Annotated in this window: 11 protein-coding genes; 6 read left to right on the top strand and 5 right to left on the bottom strand. The window is 71.8% G+C overall.

Annotation, left to right across the window (positions count from 1 at the left end; all coding sequences use genetic code 11):
• Nucleotides 1-95 precede the first annotated feature (95 nt).
• The 5 genes from P3T37_RS17740 to P3T37_RS17720 are packed head-to-tail and all read left to right on the top strand — an operon-like array spanning nucleotide 96 to nucleotide 7,332.
• Nucleotides 96-548, top strand: coding sequence for a PaaI family thioesterase (locus tag P3T37_RS17740; protein ID WP_280724656.1), 453 nt, complete (start codon nucleotides 96-98; stop codon nucleotides 546-548).
• A complete protein-coding gene (locus P3T37_RS17735; RefSeq protein WP_280724655.1) occupies nucleotides 541-1,683 on the top strand; it encodes an acyl-CoA dehydrogenase family protein in 1,143 nt (380 codons plus the stop codon). Before P3T37_RS17740 ends, P3T37_RS17735 begins: the two co-directional genes overlap by 8 nt.
• Before the next feature lie 39 nt (nucleotides 1,684-1,722).
• Nucleotides 1,723-3,690 (top strand): FAD/NAD(P)-binding protein, encoded by a 1,968-nt coding sequence (locus P3T37_RS17730; protein WP_280724654.1) that lies wholly within the window; start codon nucleotides 1,723-1,725, stop codon nucleotides 3,688-3,690.
• A complete protein-coding gene (locus P3T37_RS17725) occupies nucleotides 3,690-5,915 on the top strand; it encodes an anthranilate synthase component I (RefSeq protein WP_280724653.1) in 2,226 nt (741 codons plus the stop codon). The genes P3T37_RS17730 and P3T37_RS17725 overlap by 1 nt, the downstream gene beginning before the upstream one ends.
• A gap of 40 nt (nucleotides 5,916-5,955) precedes the next feature.
• On the top strand, nucleotides 5,956-7,332 hold the full coding sequence (locus P3T37_RS17720) for a 3-deoxy-7-phosphoheptulonate synthase class II (protein WP_280724652.1): 1,377 nt from the start codon (nucleotides 5,956-5,958) through the stop codon (nucleotides 7,330-7,332).
• A 113-nt stretch (nucleotides 7,333-7,445) separates the two neighbouring features.
• On the opposite strand, the gene P3T37_RS17715 is transcribed toward P3T37_RS17720, so the two are convergent.
• The 5 genes from P3T37_RS17715 to P3T37_RS17695 all read right to left on the bottom strand — a co-directional run bounded on the left by P3T37_RS17715 (nucleotide 7,446) and on the right by P3T37_RS17695 (nucleotide 14,872).
• On the bottom strand, nucleotides 7,446-9,674 hold the full coding sequence (locus P3T37_RS17715) for an RICIN domain-containing protein (protein WP_280724651.1): 2,229 nt from the start codon (nucleotides 9,672-9,674) through the stop codon (nucleotides 7,446-7,448).
• A gap of 20 nt (nucleotides 9,675-9,694) precedes the next feature.
• On the bottom strand, nucleotides 9,695-11,674 hold the full coding sequence (locus P3T37_RS17710; protein WP_280724650.1) for a hypothetical protein: 1,980 nt from the start codon (nucleotides 11,672-11,674) through the stop codon (nucleotides 9,695-9,697).
• 11 nt (nucleotides 11,675-11,685) lie between these two features.
• Nucleotides 11,686-12,534 (bottom strand): carbohydrate ABC transporter permease, encoded by an 849-nt coding sequence (locus P3T37_RS17705; protein WP_280724649.1) that lies wholly within the window; start codon nucleotides 12,532-12,534, stop codon nucleotides 11,686-11,688.
• Complete coding sequence (locus tag P3T37_RS17700; protein WP_280724648.1) at nucleotides 12,531-13,478, bottom strand: sugar ABC transporter permease; 948 nt, start codon at nucleotides 13,476-13,478, stop codon at nucleotides 12,531-12,533. The genes P3T37_RS17705 and P3T37_RS17700 overlap by 4 nt, the downstream gene beginning before the upstream one ends.
• Before the next feature lie 71 nt (nucleotides 13,479-13,549).
• A complete protein-coding gene (locus P3T37_RS17695) occupies nucleotides 13,550-14,872 on the bottom strand; it encodes an extracellular solute-binding protein (protein WP_280724647.1) in 1,323 nt (440 codons plus the stop codon).
• Between the two features lie 146 nt (nucleotides 14,873-15,018).
• Between P3T37_RS17695 and P3T37_RS17690 the strand changes: the two genes are divergently transcribed.
• The gene (locus P3T37_RS17690; protein WP_280724646.1) at nucleotides 15,019-16,293 is read left to right on the top strand and encodes an ROK family transcriptional regulator; all 1,275 of its coding nucleotides are present in this window, start codon (nucleotides 15,019-15,021) and stop codon (nucleotides 16,291-16,293) included.
• The last annotated feature ends 23 nt before the right edge of the window (nucleotides 16,294-16,316 follow it).

Below are 16,316 nucleotides of genomic sequence, written 5' to 3'. Positions count from 1 at the left end.
CTCCGTCGAGGTCCGGTGCCGCCCCCGGGCGCCGGACCTCCCTACCCACGGGAGCGACTGTGCAGCCCACTTCCACCCAGTCCAGACGCCACGGAGTGGCACCGAACGACACCGACACCCAGGGCCGGCGCATGCTGACCGGTCTGATCGACGGCACGGGCGCCAACCCGCCGTGCGCCGAGCTGCTCAACCTCCCCAGGGCCACATCCTGGTCGCCCGGACTGATCACCTCGGCCACGGTCTTCCCCGAGGAGCTGACCCTTACCCCCGGCGTCGTCTTCGGCGGCTGGATCGCCTGCCTGGTGGACCACTTCGCCGGCCTGGCGATGCTCTCCGCACTGCCGGACGGCACCGGCTTCCTGACCGCCGCGCTGGCGGTGGACTACCGCGCACCGCTCGTCCCGGGCCCCGCCGACATCGAGGCGGAGGTGACCCGCTGCTCGACCCGGCACGCGATGGTCGAGATCCGGTTCAGCCAGTCCGGCCGCCTCGCCGCGGTGGCCACCGTCGAGCAGATCATCAGCCGGGCGGGCGGACAGCATGCCTGAGGACGAACTCACCTCCGAACTCGGCGAGTTCCGCGCCATGGTGCGCACCTTCCTGGAACGCGAGGTGGTGCCGTACCACGCCGGCTGGGAGGAGGCCGGGCTGGTGGACCGCGAGGTGTGGCGGGCCGCCGGGAAGCACGGACTGCTCGGCCTGGACGTCCCCGAGGAGTACGGCGGCGCAGGGGTGGCGGACTTCCGCTTCCGGGCCGCCCTCAGCGAGGAGATCGTCCGGGTCGGCGCGTACGGCCTCGGCTTCGCCCTGCACAACGACGTGGTCGCCCCGTACCTGCTGAAGCTCGCCAACGAGGAGCAACGGCAGCGCTGGCTACCGGGGTTCTGCTCCGGCGAGCTGGTGTCGGCGATCGCGATGACCGAGCCGGAGGCCGGCAGCGACCTGCAGGCGATCCGCACCACGGCCCGCCGCGACGGCGAGGACTACGTCCTGAACGGCGCCAAGACCTTCATCACCAACGGCATCCACGCGGATCTCGTACTGGTCGTGGCCAGGACCGAACCGGGCAGCGGTTCCCGGGGGTTGAGCCTGCTGGTGGTCGAGCGCGGGATGCCCGGCTTCGAACGCGGGCGCAAGCTCGACAAGATCGGCATGCGGGCCCAGGACACCGCCGAACTGTTCTTCGACAACGTCCGGGTGCCGGCCGCCAATCTGCTCGGCCGTCCCGGCCGCGCCTTCCTGTACCTCGCGGACAACCTGCCGCAGGAGCGCCTGGGCATCGCCGCGTACGCCGTGGCCGGCGCCGAGACCGCGTTCGCCCACACCCTTGCGCACTGCAAGAGCCGAACGGCCTTCGGACAGCCGATCGGGAGCTTCCAGCACAACCGCTTCGTGCTCGCCGAGATCGCCACCGAGCTGGACATCGCGCGCACCTACGTCGACCGGTGCGTAGAGCAGCTCAACACCGGTGAGCTGGACGAGGTCCGGGCCGCCCAGGCCAAGTGGTGGGCCACCGACCTCCAGCGGCGCGTCCTCGACCGCTGCGTCCAACTCCACGGCGGCTACGGCTTCATGCGCGAGTACCCGGTCGCCCGGGCCTATGTGGACACCAGGGTGCACCCGATCTACGGCGGCACCAACGAAATCATGAAAGAGATCATCGGCCGCTCTCTGGGCATCTGACGGAGTCCGCAGTCCGATGGGGACGGAGACGCGAGCAGTATGACTGCCAATCAGTTTCAGGTGTGCGTCGTCGGAGCCGGGCCGCGCGGCCTCTCGGTACTGGAGAGAATCTGCGCCAATGCCCGCTCGCGCACCGACGGGCGGCGGATCACCGTGCACCTGGTGGACCCGCACCGGCCGGGCGCGGGGAACGTGTGGCGCACCGACCAGTCGCGGCACCTGCTGATGAACACCGTGGCCGGCCAGGTGACCCTGTTCACCGACGACAGCGTCTGCGCCGAGGGCGTGATCGCGCCGGGGCCGAGCCTGTACGAGTGGGCCCGCGGCCTGGTCCCGACGGGGGCGTTCGGCGAGTACGACGACCAGGTCATGGCGGAGATCCGGGACCTGACCCCGGACTCGTACCCGACGCGGGCGCTGTACGGCCAGTACCTGGAGTGGGTGCTGCGCCGAGTCCTCGCCACGGCTGCGGACGCGGTCTCCGTCCACGTGCACCCGATGCGCGCCGTACGGCTGGACGACGAGCCGGACGGCCGGCAGTGCCTCGCCCTCGCCAACGGGACCCGGCTCTCCGGGCTCGACGCCGTGGTCCTGGCCCAGGGCCACCTGCCGTCCCGACCGGACGCCGGGCAACGGGAGTTCACGGAGTTCGCCGAGCAGCACGGGCTGACCTACCTGCCTCCCGGCAACCCGGCCGACCTCGACCTGTCGGCCCTGCTGCCGGGGCAGCCGGTACTGCTGCGCGGACTCGGCCTCAACTTCTTCGACCACCTGACCCTGCTCACCAGCGGCCGGGGCGGGCTCTTCGAGCGCCGGGACGGCCGGTTGGTGTACCGCCCGTCCGGCCAGGAGCCGAGGTTGTACGCCGGATCGAGGCGCGGCGTGCCGCACGTCTCGCGCGGCAGGAACCAGAAGGGCGCGCACGGCCGCCACCTGCCGCAGGTCCTGGTGCCCGCCGTACTGGACCGGCTGCGCGCCGCAGCGGCGCACGGCGGCCTGGACTTCCGCGCCGAGCTCTGGCCGCTGATCGCCAAGGAGGTGGAGGCCGTCTACTACACGGCCCTGCTCGCGCGGCGCGGGTGCACCACGACGGCGGAGGCCTTCCGTACCCGCTACCTGCCGCTGCCCTGGGGAAGCCCGCAGGAGGCGGAGCTGCTCGCGGAGTTCGCCGTCCCGCCGGCCGCGCACTGGGACTGGGAGGCGGTCGCCCGGCCCGACGCCGGGACCACCTTCCGCAGCCCGGCGGACTTCCGCGACTGGCTGCTCGACCTGCTCCGGGACGACTGCGCGCAGGCCGCCGAGGGGAACGTCGACGGCCCGGTGAAGGCCGCCCTCGACGCCATGCGCGACCTGCGCAACGAGATCCGGCTGCTGGTCGACCACGGCGGCCTGACCGGCCGCTCGCACCGCGACGACCTCGACGGCTGGTACACCCCGCTCAACGCCTTCCTCTCCATCGGGCCGCCGGCCGGCCGGATCGAGGAGATGACGGCGCTGATCGAGGCGGGCGTACTGGATGTCCTCGGGCCCGGCACCCGGATCGTCTGCGACCGGGAGAACGGCGGCTTCCGGGCCGAGTCCGCCGTGCCCGGCACGCTGGTCAGGGCCACCGCCCTGATCGAGGCCAGGCTGCCCGAGCCCGACCTGCGCCGGACCGCCGATCCGCTGCTGGGCCATCTGCTGGCCACCGGCCAGTGCCGTCCGTTCTCGGTCGCGGACTGCGAGCTCGGCCGCTACGAGACCGGCGGCCTCGACGTGGCCGAGCGGCCGTACCGGCTGCTCGACGCCGCCGGCGCCGCGCACCCGCGCCGCTTCGCCTTCGGAGTGCCCACCGAAGGCGTGCACTGGGTCACCGCCGCCGGCGCCAGACCGGGGGTCGACTCGGTGACCCTCGCCGACTCGGACGCCATCTCACTCGCCGTGCTGGCGATCGGCGCCGCGGACCACGCACTGGCCCTGTCCGACCCGATCGGCCTGACGACACCTCCACTCCAAGGGAGTTACTGATGCCACTGCTGCAGACGGCGGCCCCGCACGCGGCCCGCTCCGCCCCGGACGGGCACTGGACCACGCCCAGCGAGGTGACGGTTGCCCGGACGACCGAACGGCTTCCCGGCGCCCACGCCGCCAGGGCGGGCCTGGAGGCGTCCCTGGACCAGCGCCGCGGCATGCTGCTCTTCCGCGGCCCCCGACGGGCGATCGGCTACGTCGATCCTCCGTGGGAACTCACGCTCTCCGGCCGCGAGGTGGTGCTGCGCGCGCTGAACAGTCGCGGCCTGGTCCTGCTCGCCCCGCTCTGCCGGGTGCTGGAGGGCGTGCTTCAGGAGGTGTCCGACCGGGGTGGAGAGATCCACGGCCGGGTGCCGCCGCAGCCGGAGCACTTCGCCGAGGAGGACCGCACGCGCCACGCCGGGGTGTTCACCGCGGTCCGCGCGCTCGTCGCCGCGCTGAGCACGCCCGACGACCGGCTGCTCGGTCTCTACGGCGCGTTCGGCTACGACCTGGTGTTCCAGCTGGACCCGATCGAGCTCCACCAGCAGCGCGGGAGCGATGACCGCGACCTGGTCCTGCACCTCCCGGACGAGATCATGGAGTTCGACCTGGAGCAGGACGAAGTACTGCTCCACCGCTACGAGTTCGGCTACGCCGGCGGCGACACCGCCGGCCTGCCCCGGGGCACCGCGGCGGAGCCCTTCGTGCCCGGCACGCCGTCCGAGTCGCGCGACCACGCGCCGGGCGGTTACGCCGGGACGGTGGAACGGGCCATGCCGCTGTTCCGTTCCGGCGACCTGTTCGAAGTGGTGCCCGGCCAGGTCTTCCGCCGCCCGTGCGAGCAGCCGCCCTCCGTGCTGTTCCAGCGGCTGCGCGAGCGCAACCCGGCCCCGCACAGCCTGCTGATGAACCTCGGATCCGGGGAGTACCTGGTCGGCGCCTCGCCGGAGATGTTCGTCCGGGTCCGTCCCGACCTCTCGCGCGGTGCCCGGCGGACGCTGGTCGAGTCCGCGCCGATCAGCGGGACCATCGCCCGGGGCCGGGACGCGCTGGAGGACGCCGCCCGGGTCCGGGAGCTGCTCGGGTCGGTGAAGGAGGAGTCCGAGCTGACCATGTGCACCGACGTGGACCGCAACGACAAGGCCCGGGTGTGCGTCCCGGGCTCGGTCCGGGTGACCGCCCGGCGGCGGATCGAGATGTACTCGACCCTGATCCACACCGTCGACCGGGTCGAGGGCGAACTCCGCGCGGACCGGGACGCGTTGGACGCCTTCCTGGCGCACCTCTGGGCCGTCACCGTCACCGGCGCGCCCAAGCTCGCGGCCCTTCGGTTCATCGAGCACGAGGAGCGCTCGCCCCGGCGCTGGTACGGCGGAGCGGTCGGCCGGATCGGCTTCGACGGCGGCCTGGACACCGTCCTGACGCTGCGCACCATCCAGGTGCGGGACGGCGTCGCCACCGTGCGGGCCGGCGCGACCCTGCTGCACGACTCGGTGCCCGCAGCGGAGGAGGCCGAGACCGAGCTCAAGGCCATGGCACTGCTCCGGGTCCTCGACCAGGACGGCGACCGGAACGGCCCGACCGAGCCCGCCGAGCCGGCCGAGCCCCGCGCGGAGCAGCCGGGTCTGGGTCTGCGCATCCTGCTGGTGGACCACCGGGACTCCTTCGTGCACTGCCTCGCGGACTATCTGCGGCAGACCGGGGCCGAGGTGGTCACCTACCGCAGCGATCGCCATCTGCCGATGCTGGAGCGGGAGATGCCCGATCTGCTGGTGCTCTCGCCCGGCCCCGGACGCCCCGCCGACTTCGACCTCGCCGCGACCCTGGCCGAGGCGGACCGGCTGGACCTGCCGGTCTTCGGTGTCTGCCTCGGGCTCCAGGGGCTGGCCGAGTACTTCGGCGGCACCCTCGGGGTCCTCGACCGGCCGGTGCACGGCAAGCCGTCGCGGGCGCGGGTCACCGTCCCGGACTCCCGTCTGCTGGCCGGGCTCCCGCCGACGTTCGAGGTCGGTCGGTACCACTCGCTGTACGCCGACCCCGCCACCCTGCCGGACGAGCTGGTGGTCACCGCCGTCACCGACGACGGCGTGGTGATGGCCGTGGAGCACCGCAGCCGGCCGCTCGCGGCCGTGCAGTTCCACCCCGAATCGATCATGACCGCCGGTGACGGCACCGGCCGCCGGATCGTCGACAACGCGGTCGCCGCCCTGACCCGCCACCGCACCGCAGCGCTGACCTGATAGGAGGGCGGTGGCCTACCCGCCACCGCGTACCCCAGCCATGACCGTCACCGATCTCCTTCCTGACCCGGTACTCACACCAGCACTCGCTCCACTCCTCGATCCGCCGCACGTCCTCCCCGCGCAGCAGCAGCCGGACTGGCCCGACCGGGCGGCGCTCCGCGCGGTCACCGCCGAGCTGGCGAGCTACCCACCGCTGGTCTTCGCGGCCGAGTGCGACCGACTGCGCACCCGGCTGGCCGCCGCCGCCCGGGGCGAGGCCTTCCTGCTCCAGGGCGGCGACTGCGCGGAGACCTTCGACGGTGTCTCGGCCGACCAGGTCCTCGGCAAGGTCAGGACGCTGCTGCAGATGGCCGCCGTGCTGACCTGCGCCGGCTCGCTCCCGGTGATCAAGGTGGGCCGACTGGCGGGCCAGTACTCCAAGCCGAGATCCCGCCCGACCGAGGAGCGCGACGGCGTGACCCTGCCCGTCTACCGGGGCGACTCGGTCAACGGCAGGGAGTTCACCGCAGCCGCCCGCACCCCGGACCCGGAGCGGTTGAAGCGGATGTACCACGCCTCTGCGGCCACCGCGAACCTGGTCCGCGCCGCCATCGCGGGCGGCACCGCCGACCTGCGCCAAGTACACGACTGGAACCGTGAGTTCATCGCCGCCTCGCCGGCCGGCGAGCGCTACGAGTGGCTGGCCGCAGAGACCGACCGCGCGCTGCGCTTCATCGACGCCTGCGGGGTGGACGCCGGCTCGCTGCGTTCCACCGAGTTCTTCACCAGTCACGAGGCCCTGCTGCTCGACTACGAGCAGGCGCTGACCCGCACGGACGCCCGCACCGGCGGACGGTACGACGTCTCCGGGCACATGGTCTGGATCGGTGAGCGGACTCGCCGACTGGACGGCGCCCACCTGGAGTTCGCCGCCGGCATCCGCAACCCGATCGGGGTGAAGCTGGGACCGACGACCACCCCGGACGAGGCCCTGGCGCTGATCGACCGGCTGGACCCGGACCGGGAGCCCGGCCGGCTGACCTTCATCACCCGGATGGGGGCGGACCGGATCCGCGACGTACTGCCCGGGCTGGTGGAGCGGGTGACGGACTCCGGCGCGCAGGTGCTCTGGGTCTGCGACCCCATGCACGGCAACACCTTCGAGGCGCCCAGCGGCCACAAGACCCGGAGCCTGGACACCGTCCTCGACGAGCTCAAGGGCTTCTTCGAGGTCCACCGGACCCTCGGCACCCACCCCGGCGGCATCCACATCGAGCTGACCGGAGACCACGTCACCGAGTGCGTCGGAGGCGCAGACGAGATCTCCCTGCACGACCTGCACCAGCACTACGAGACCGCCTGCGACCCCCGGCTCAACCGGAACCAGTCACTGGACCTGGCCTTCCTGATCGCAGAGCTGTACCGGACCGTCTGAGCCACTCCGGTAGCCGATGCGGCGCCCACCGCTCGGCCGTCGATCGTCGCGCGCCCCGGCGGGGGTGGATCCCGCCGGGGCGCTCGGCTTTCTCAACTACAGCGGGAATACCGTCAGTTGATGCTCCAGTGCTGGAGTGCCGAGCCGGTGTCGGCCCGCTGGGTGACCAGCGCGCCGTTGGAGGTGGAGGCGGTGGTCAGCAGCAGACCGCTCTTCTGGGAGGCGAGGGTGTAGCCGCCGCTCACCGCGGTCACCAGCCAGCGCTGGTTGGTGCCGCCGGTGCAGGTCCACTGGATCACCTGGGCGCCGGCGGAGGTCGAGCCGCCGCTGACGTCCATGCAGAGCCCCGACTGGCCGTTGGTGATCTGGTAGGAGCCGTCGGACTGCTGGGTGAAGACCCAGTTCTGGTTGCTGCCGCCGTTGGCGGCCCAGCTGATGAGCTGGGTGCCGGCGGTGACGGAGTGGTTGGGGTCGTCCAGCGCCTGGCCGGCGATGGTCAGGGTATGGGTGCCGTTCAGGGCGGGGGTGACCGACGTCTGGGTCAGCGTCAGGGTCTGCTCGGCGGCTGTGCGCCCGCCGCCGACCGCGCTGCCCGTGGTGTCGGTCCAGCTGCGGGTGGGGGTGGTCTCGGCGAGGCGGCTGCTGTCCGAGGAGAGTCCGAGCACCAGGCCGCTGTACCGGTTGACCAGGTGGAAGCCGCCGGCCGTCGAGCTGCCGGCCGTCGAGCTTCCGGGCAGCAGGAACCACTGCTGGCCCACCGACGGGCCGCCCGAACCCGCCGCCGTGACGGTCGGCTCGGCGCCCCAGGCGCGGCCGGCGGTGTGGGCTGAGTCGACGCCGAGCAGCTTCCCCGTACCGGAGTTGACGACCTGATAGGAGCCGTCACCGTTCGCTGTGAAGTTCCAGCCCTCCAGGGCCGAGCCAGTGGGCGCGGCCAGCGAGGTGGTGGCGGAGCCGCCGGTGGCCTGGGCGAGGACTCGGCCGTCCGCGTTGGCGATCTGGTAGGTCTTGCCGGTGTCCACCGGCGCGGCCGGGGACGGGGAGTCGATGGTGATGTCGGTGTACTCGCCGTTGGAGCCGTTCGCGCAGGACCAGGCGCAGTAGGAACGGAAGGTCTTGCCGACGACGGTGTTGTTCGTCCGGTTGGCGCCGTCCAGGAACCAGCGGTACCAGGAGGCGGTGTGGTAGCCGCCGGTGTCGCCGAGCAGGGACCATTTCTGGGTGGCGAGGTCGGCGGTGGCGTAGAACTGCTGCGGTGCCGAGCCGCTCTGGTCGACGCCCTGCGGTTCGCCGATGTACAGGCCCAGGTAGGCGTCGTAGGTGACGTCCATGACGAACAGCGGCGAGGTGGCGGGCATCTGGCCGGCCGCGATCTGCTGCTCGGCGGTCCCGGTGTTGGTCGGCCGGTACTCGCCCGAGGCCGGCGTGTAGCCGGTGGTGTTGGACGAGTCGACGGGCACCATGTTGCTTTCCTGGCCGCCCTGGCCGGGCTGGGACCAGGAGCCGTTGTACCACTTCTGCCAGGAGCCGGGAGCCATCTTCGAGGCGATCGGCGCGCGCGCCGCGTGCTCGTAGAAGGCCTTCCAGCCGCCGCTCTTGTCGATCACACGGGAGCCGTAGAAGACGTAGAAGTAGCCGGAGGCGGTGTCGGTGAAGAGCCGCTGGTCACCGTCGCCGTAGTAGTAGGTCTGGCCGGGGAACTGCGTGGTGTCGCCGCGCTGGGTGCTGTACGGCGAGGTGATGGCGTGGTCCTTGATGGTCCAGGTGTGGCCCTGGTCGGTGGAGACCGCGTAGTCGATGGCGTCGTAGTGCAGGCCGTCGTTGAACGGCGAGGGGGTGAACTCGTTGTGCACCAGGCCGTACCAGTCGCCGGTGTCGGGGTCGACCCAGGTGCCGACCAGGTCGCAGTAGTTCTTCTGGGCGTAGCTGGTGTTGCCCACCGAGTAGGTCGCGGCAAGGCCGGTGGGGCTGTTGTTGCAGCGCCAGGTGGTGTCGTTGTTCTTGTCGTTGGCGTTGGCGGGGTTGACCGCGTTGTCCAGCGCCGTGTCCGAGGTAGCGGAGTCGAAGTCGCTGCCGGTGAAGAATCCCCAGGAGCGGTTGTCGGTGGCGCCGTAGAGGGCGTCGGACTCCTGGTAGTGGAAGCTGCCGTCCTTGTCGACGAAGGGTGCGGCCGGGCTGTCGGAGATGTTGCCGAACGGGACGGGCGTGCCGACGCTGACGCCGTACCCGGTGCTGGGCACGCCGGTAAGAGCGGCGTCCGCCGGGCCGGCGGCGAGGCCGGCCAGGCTCAGGACCGCGCTGGTGAGGAGCGCGACCAGGGTCGTGCGGGGTGGGGGAAACACGGATTCTCCTTAGGGTGGAGTCAGTGCCAGTCCACGACCAGCCAGCCGCGGTGCGGCAGGTCCTGGTCGAGGCTCAGCCCGCTGCGGTGCTCGATGAGGCGGGCCGAGGTCGGTGGGGCGAGCGGAGCCAGCAGGGTGGCGCCGGGGGCCTCGGGGAGCGCTGGGAGCTCGATCCGCGGCCGGGCCGGGTCGGCGCTGCCGTTGGCCACGGCGAGCAGCCAGCCGCGCTCGGAGTGGGACAGGTGCGGGATCAGGTGGGGGCCGCCGCTCACCAGGGGCAGGGCGGGCCGCTCGCCCTCCAGGAAGCGGACCGTGGCGTGCAGCAGGCGCTGGCCGTCGTCGTCGTAGGGCAGCAGCTGGGGTGCGGTCGCGGCCAGCACCGCGACACGGCCGCCGAGTTCGTTGCGGAAGACGAACCTGCCAGGACCCCAGTACTCCTGACTTGCCGTCAGCACGCTGGTCCAGGGCTCGGCCCCGGGGGCGAGGGTCAGCAGGGCCAGTGCCGGCTGGAGGTTGACGCTCAGGTACGCGTCCTCGTTCCGCACGTGCTCCAGGGCGTACGGACCGGCCGGGTCGGCGCAGTCGCGCTCGACGAGCTCGCATCCGGTGATCCCGAGCAGGTGGCCGAAGCCTCGCCGGGTGAGCACCTCGGCGGCCGTTCCGTCCAGCAGCAGTCCGCCCGCCAGCATCCGCCTCAGCTCGGAGTCCTCGAAGGCCCAGGCGAGTTGGCCGAAGACCGCCTGCACGGGGGCGTGGTCGGCGGTGACCGGGACGCCGTAGCGCAGCAGGTGGTCGGCGGCGGGGCCGGCGTCGACGGCGAGTTCGGCGAGTTCGCCACCGGTCCTGGTGCGCACGTGCGCGGCCGCGTGCCGCGGGACCGGCAGGCCGACCCCGTACGTGCGCGGTGAGCGCGGCTGGCGCTCCGCGACCCAGTCGAGGGCTGGGCGGGCGCGGCGCAGCAGGTCGGCGACGCGCGGGAAGCGCTGGGCCCGGCCGGACTGCATCGGGTGGACGTTGAGGAACATCGCGTCGGATCCGGCGAGTTGGGCGGCGACCAGCTCGGACCAGGTCTGGGTGTCGGACTTGGACCAGGCGGTGTGCGGCCAGTTCTCGATCTCGGGTTCGCTGCCGGCGTGCGCCGGTCGCAGGGCCCGCTGAGCCTCCAGCATCCAGACGGAGAAGCTGAGTTCGCGTCCGGGCGCGTCACCGTAGCGGGCGAAGTGCGGGCGGTGGGCGACCCGCCCGTCGATGCTCAGCGCCTGGAAGAGGGCCGGCCAGTCGCGGCCCTCGACCGAGTGGACACCGGGTTCGGAGCTCATCAGACCGAGCTGGACGCGTCCGCCGGACTGTGTGCCGACCGCCGCGGCCACCAGCTCGGCGGTCTCCAACTGGGCGGTGCGCCAGACCTGTTGCAGCAGCGCGCGCCAGGGGTGGGGCTCCCCCGGCGAGGTGATCGCGGTCACCAGTCGCTCGCGGGTGACCGGTCTTCCGACCACCGCCGCGAACCGCTCCAGCATCAGGGGCTCGAAGCCGCCGCCCCAGTGCAATGGGGCGTGGTTGTGGTAGCGGAAGTCGTCCTCCAGCCACAGGACCCGCAGGTCCAGGGTGGCGTAGCGGGCGTACTGGCCGGCCAGCCAGCTGCGCCAGCGCGGGCAGGCGAAGGAGGCCTGGGCGGTGGCGGCGGTGCCCTCGGGGTCGACCATGGGGGCGAAGCCGAGCCGGTCGGCGCGGCCGCGGTCGGCATGGCCGGCGGTGACCCAGGGGTTCAGGCTGACGTCGAGGCCGGCCTCGCGCAGGATCGTGGTCGCGGTCGCCGCGGTCTCGAACAGCAGGTCCTCGGTCGGGCCGGTCGGGTGGCCCGTGTAGAGCTCCTCGGCGCCGAGCAGCAGCACCACCTCGTCGACGCCGGCCTCGCCGCAGAACTTGGCCAGCTCCCTCGCGTGTTGGGCGGCTTCCGGGGTGGGGTGGAGCTGGAAGCGCAGGTGGTACCTCGCGGACACGCGGGGGCTCCTCACTTGGTGCTGCCGGCCGTCAGGCCGGAGCGCCAGAAGCGTTGCAGGGACAGGAAGAGGACGACCAGCGGGATCGCGGAGATCGCCGCCGCGGTGATCACGATGTTGAACGGCACGGCGCTGGCGCCGATCCCGCGCTGGGCCTGCCAGCCGACGATGCCGACGGTGACCGGCTGGAGGTGGTCGTTGGCCAGCATCAGCACCGGCAGCAGGTAGTTGGTCCAGATCGCGACGAACTGGAAGAGGAAGATGGTCACCAGGGCCGGGGACATCACCCGCAGCGCGATGGTGGCGAAGATCCGGAACTCGCCGGCGCCGTCGATCCGTCCGGCCTCGATGATCTCGTCGGGGACCGAGGAGCCGGCGTAGATCCGGGCCAGGTAGACCCCGAACGGGCTGACCATGCTGGGCAGTAGCACCGCCCAGTAGGTGTTGACCAGGTGGATCTGCGAGAACATCAGGTAGAGCGGCACGGCGAGCAGCGGCTGCGGGACCAGCACCGCCGCGAGGATCGAGTTGAAGGTCAACTCCCGGCCGCGGAACCGGTACTTGGCCAGGGCGTAGCCGGCCATCGCGGCGATCAGGGTGCTGACCGTCGCGCCGCCGACGGCGTAGAGCGCGCTGTTGGCCAGCCACTGCCAGTAGATGCCGCCCTGCTGGGCGAAGACCTGGTGGACGTTGTCGAGGAGCGCGAAGCGGGAGAACCAGAATCCGTTGCCGCTGAACAGGTCGGCGTTGGTCTTGGTGGAGGAGACCAGCAGCCACCAGACCGGGGCCAGGAAGTAGACCGAGGTGACCAGCAGGACACCGAGCACGAGCCAGCGGGACAGTGATTGACGGGTGGTCACAGGGCACCTCCACGGCGCTGGACCAGCTTGAGGAAGCCGAAGGACAGGACGAAGGCCAGCAGCGCGAGGATCACCGATTCGGCCGCGGCGGCGTTGAAGTTGTTGGCGTTCACGGCGTCGTAGGCGGCGTAGATGGGGGTGTAGGTGCTGGGCAGGTTGGGGGCGACGTTGTGCAGGATGGCGGGCTCGTTGTAGAGCTGGGCGGTGCCGATGATGGAGAAGACCGTGGTCAGCACCAGGGCCGGGCGGACCAGCGGCACCTTGATCCGCCAGGCGATGCCGAAGGCCGAGCAGCCGTCCATGGTGGCGGCCTCGCTGAGTTCGGCGGGGATGGCCTGTAGGGCGGAGTAGATGATCAGCATGTTGTAGCCGGTCCAGCCCCAGGTCAGCATGTTGCCGATGGTGGGCGCCAGCATGGCGTTCGAGGTCAGGGCGAGGTGCAGGCCGAGGTGGCGGGCGGCGGCGCTGATCGGGCTCAGTCCGGGTGCGACGAGGTAGGACCACATGATGGCGCCGACCACGCCGGGCAGCGCGTAGGGCAGGAAGAAGGCCAGTCGGAAGAAGCGTTTGAAGAGCGTGGTCCTGGCGTCCAGCAGCAGGGCCAGGCCGAGTGCGAACAGCAGCATCAGCGGCACCTGCACCAGGCCGATCAGCAGCACCCGCAGCAGCGAGCCGCGGAAGTCCGCGTCGCCCAGCGCGGTGGCGTAGTTGGACAGCCCGGCGAAGACCTGGGTGGGAGCGGTCAGCCCCAGGCCCGAGCGGTGCATCCGGAACAGGCTCTGGTAGATCGTGTAGCCGATCGGGGCCAGGTAGAGCGCCGCGAACGGCACCAGGAACGGGGCGAGGAAGAGGGCGACGGGACGCCCTCGCCTGCGGCGGCCGGGGCGGGCGGCGCCGGTGGCCCTGGTCCTGCCGGCTGCCCGCTCGCGCAGAGCGGTGGTCATGGATGTACTGCCTTTCCGGGGGGGCGAGCGCGGGGCGGACGCGGGGTCGGGCGCGGTGGTTCGACGGCCGGTCAGTTGCCCGAGACGCTCAGGCCCTGCTGCTTCATGCCGGCCACCGTCTTGGTCTGCACGGCGGCGAGCATGCCGGGGAGCGTGGTGCCGCCGGTGCCGGCCTGGCCGAGACCGTCACCGAGGTCCGTGGAGGTCTGGGTCATGGTCGGGCCCCACTGCCAGGCGGTGTTGATGTGTGCCGTCTCGGCCTTGAACACGTCGAAGATGGTCTGTCCGCCGTAGAAGGCGTCCGGCGCGGAGAGCGTCGCGTTGGACAGGCCGGAGGTGGCGGCCGGGTAGATGCCGGTGACCTTGATCAGGTTGCTGACGCTGTCCGCGTCGGTGCTCATCCAGGTGGCGAACTCGGTGGCCTCCTTGGCGTGGCCGCAGCCCTTGAGGATCGCGGTGGCCGAGCCGCCGTCGTTGCCGTACACCGGATTGGCGGCGTCCCACACCGGCATCGGCGCGACGGCCCACTGGCCCGCGCCGTCCTTGACGCTGCTGGCGATGATCGGCGCGTCCCAGACCGCGTTGACGTCCGACAGCACCTTGCCGCCGGCCATGTCGCTGTAGAGCGAGGGGTCGTAGCTCGGGTCGGTCTTGAGCAGCTTCTTGTCCAGCAGGCCCTGCCAGTAGCCGGCCACCTTCTGGTTGGCGGCGCTGTCGACGCTCACCTGCCACTGGTCACCGGACGTGCCGAACCAGCCCGCGCCGGCCTGCCAGGCCAGGCCCGCGTAGTTGTAGGCGTCGTTGCCGAAGTCGCCGAGGTAGACGCTCGGGTCGGCGGCGTGCACCTTGGCGGCGTCGGCCGCGTACTCGTCCCAGGTGGCGGGCGGGGTGGTGATGCCGTACTTGGCGAACAGGTCCTTGCGGTACATCAGCGCCATCGGCGCGGTGTCGACCGGGATGCCGTAGGTCTGGCCGCCGATCGTCACCTGCTTCCAGGTCCAGTCGGCGAACTGCGCCTGGGCGGTGGCGGCGAACTTGGTCACGTCCGTCAGCGCGCCGGCGGCGGCGAAGCTGGGCAGCGTCTCGTAGCCGACCTGCGCCAGGCAGGGGGCATTGCCGGCCTTGGCGGCGGTGAGCATCTTCGTGTAGCCGCCCTTGGAGCCGGAGGCGGTCTTGTCGAAGGTGACCTGGATGTTCGGGTGGGTCCGGTTGAACGCGGCCACCGACTGGTCGTAGCCCGGCGCCCAGCCCCAGAAGTCCAGCTTCACCACGCCGCCGGAGGAGTCGGCCGAGGAGTCCTTCGTGCTGGAGCCGCTGGAGGAACAGCCGCTGGAGAGCATCACAGCGGTGAGGGCCACGGTGGCGGCGGCCAGGGAGCGGGATCTTGCCTTCACGGACGTCTCCTGGAGTTTCATGGGGGGAACAGCACTGTTTCGATCAGGTTCAATCAAAAACCGAGCACGGTCGATTCGTTCGGCTATTGTTTGAACTAACCCTGGCCAAGTCAATAGGCTGGTCCGCACAGAGGAGAGGAGTCCTTGTGAAACAGGCGCTGCAGGGCACCGGCGTACGCGAGCTGGCCATGGCACGCCCGGCCGTCGCGCGGGACCGGTCCGCGTCCAGGCGGGCGAACCTGAGCATGGTGCTGCGGCTGCTGCGCGACGACGGCCCGCGCTCCCGGGCCCGGATCGCCGAGGACACCGGCCTGCCCAAAGCCACGGTCTCCCACCTGATCGCCGAACTGCTCGACGGCGGCCTGGTCCGGGAGGGCGAGGCCGAACGCGACCGAAGCGCCGTGGGCCGACCCGGCCAAGCGGTTGACGTGGACGGCAGCGGCGTCCACGGCCTGGGCGCCGAGATCAACGTGGACTACATCAGCCTGCTCGCCCTCAACCTGCGCGGCGAGGTCACCTTCGAGCGCCGCACACCGCTGGACGTACGGGCGCTCGGCCCCGAGGCGGCACTGGACGCGGTGGCCCGGCTGACCGCCGAAGGGATGGCCGCCGTACGCGGCGCGGGCGGCCACATCGTCGGCATCACGCTGGCCACCCCCGGCGCCGTCGACATGGACGCAGGAGTCGTCAAGTACGCGTCCAACATCGGCTGGCGAGAAGTCCCGGCGCTGGCCGGCCTGCACGCGCGGCTCGGCCCCGACACCCCGCAGCTGCACCTGGAGAACGACGCCAAGCTCGGCGCCCTGGCCGAGTACGTGTCGGCCTCGGCCGACAACGTGCGCGACCTGGTCTACGTCACCGGCCAGACCGGCGTGGGCGTCGGCATCATCGCCGGCGGCCAACTCCTGCGCGGCACCGGCGGATACGCGGGCGAGGTCGGACACCTGCGGCTGGTCCCCTCGGACGAGCCCTGCGCCTGCGGGCGGCGCGGCTGTTGGGAGACCATGGTGGGACGGGACGCGCTGCTGCGCTACGCCGCCGACCCGGCAGACCTGGTCCGCGACCCGACGATCGACCTCGACCGGCGCCTCGCCGAGCTGCACAACCGCGCGCACGCCGGTGACCCGCGCACCCTGGAGGCGCTCAGCCGGATCGCCGACCACCTGGCGCCCGGCCTGGCTCTGCTGGCGGACATCCTCAACCCCCGACTCCTCGTCCTGGGCGGGCACTTCGCCTACTTCGGCGAGCACCTGATCGACGCGGTGACCGCCCAGGTGCACCAGCTGGTGATGGCCCCCGACGCCGGCGGCAGCGAGATCGTCCTCTCCCGGCTCGGCCTGGCGAGCACGGCGCGGGGCGGCGCGCTGCTGGCACTGGACGCCGTGTACCAGGACCCGACGGCGGCGATGACGGGCACCTAGGGCCTGTCCGGCCCCCAGCAGTC

This window comes from Kitasatospora sp. MAA4 (genome assembly GCF_029893355.1).
Lineage (GTDB): Bacteria > Actinomycetota > Actinomycetes > Streptomycetales > Streptomycetaceae > Kitasatospora.
Note: the sequence above shows the minus strand (reverse complement) of the source record. Positions and strands in the feature narration are given on the sequence as shown.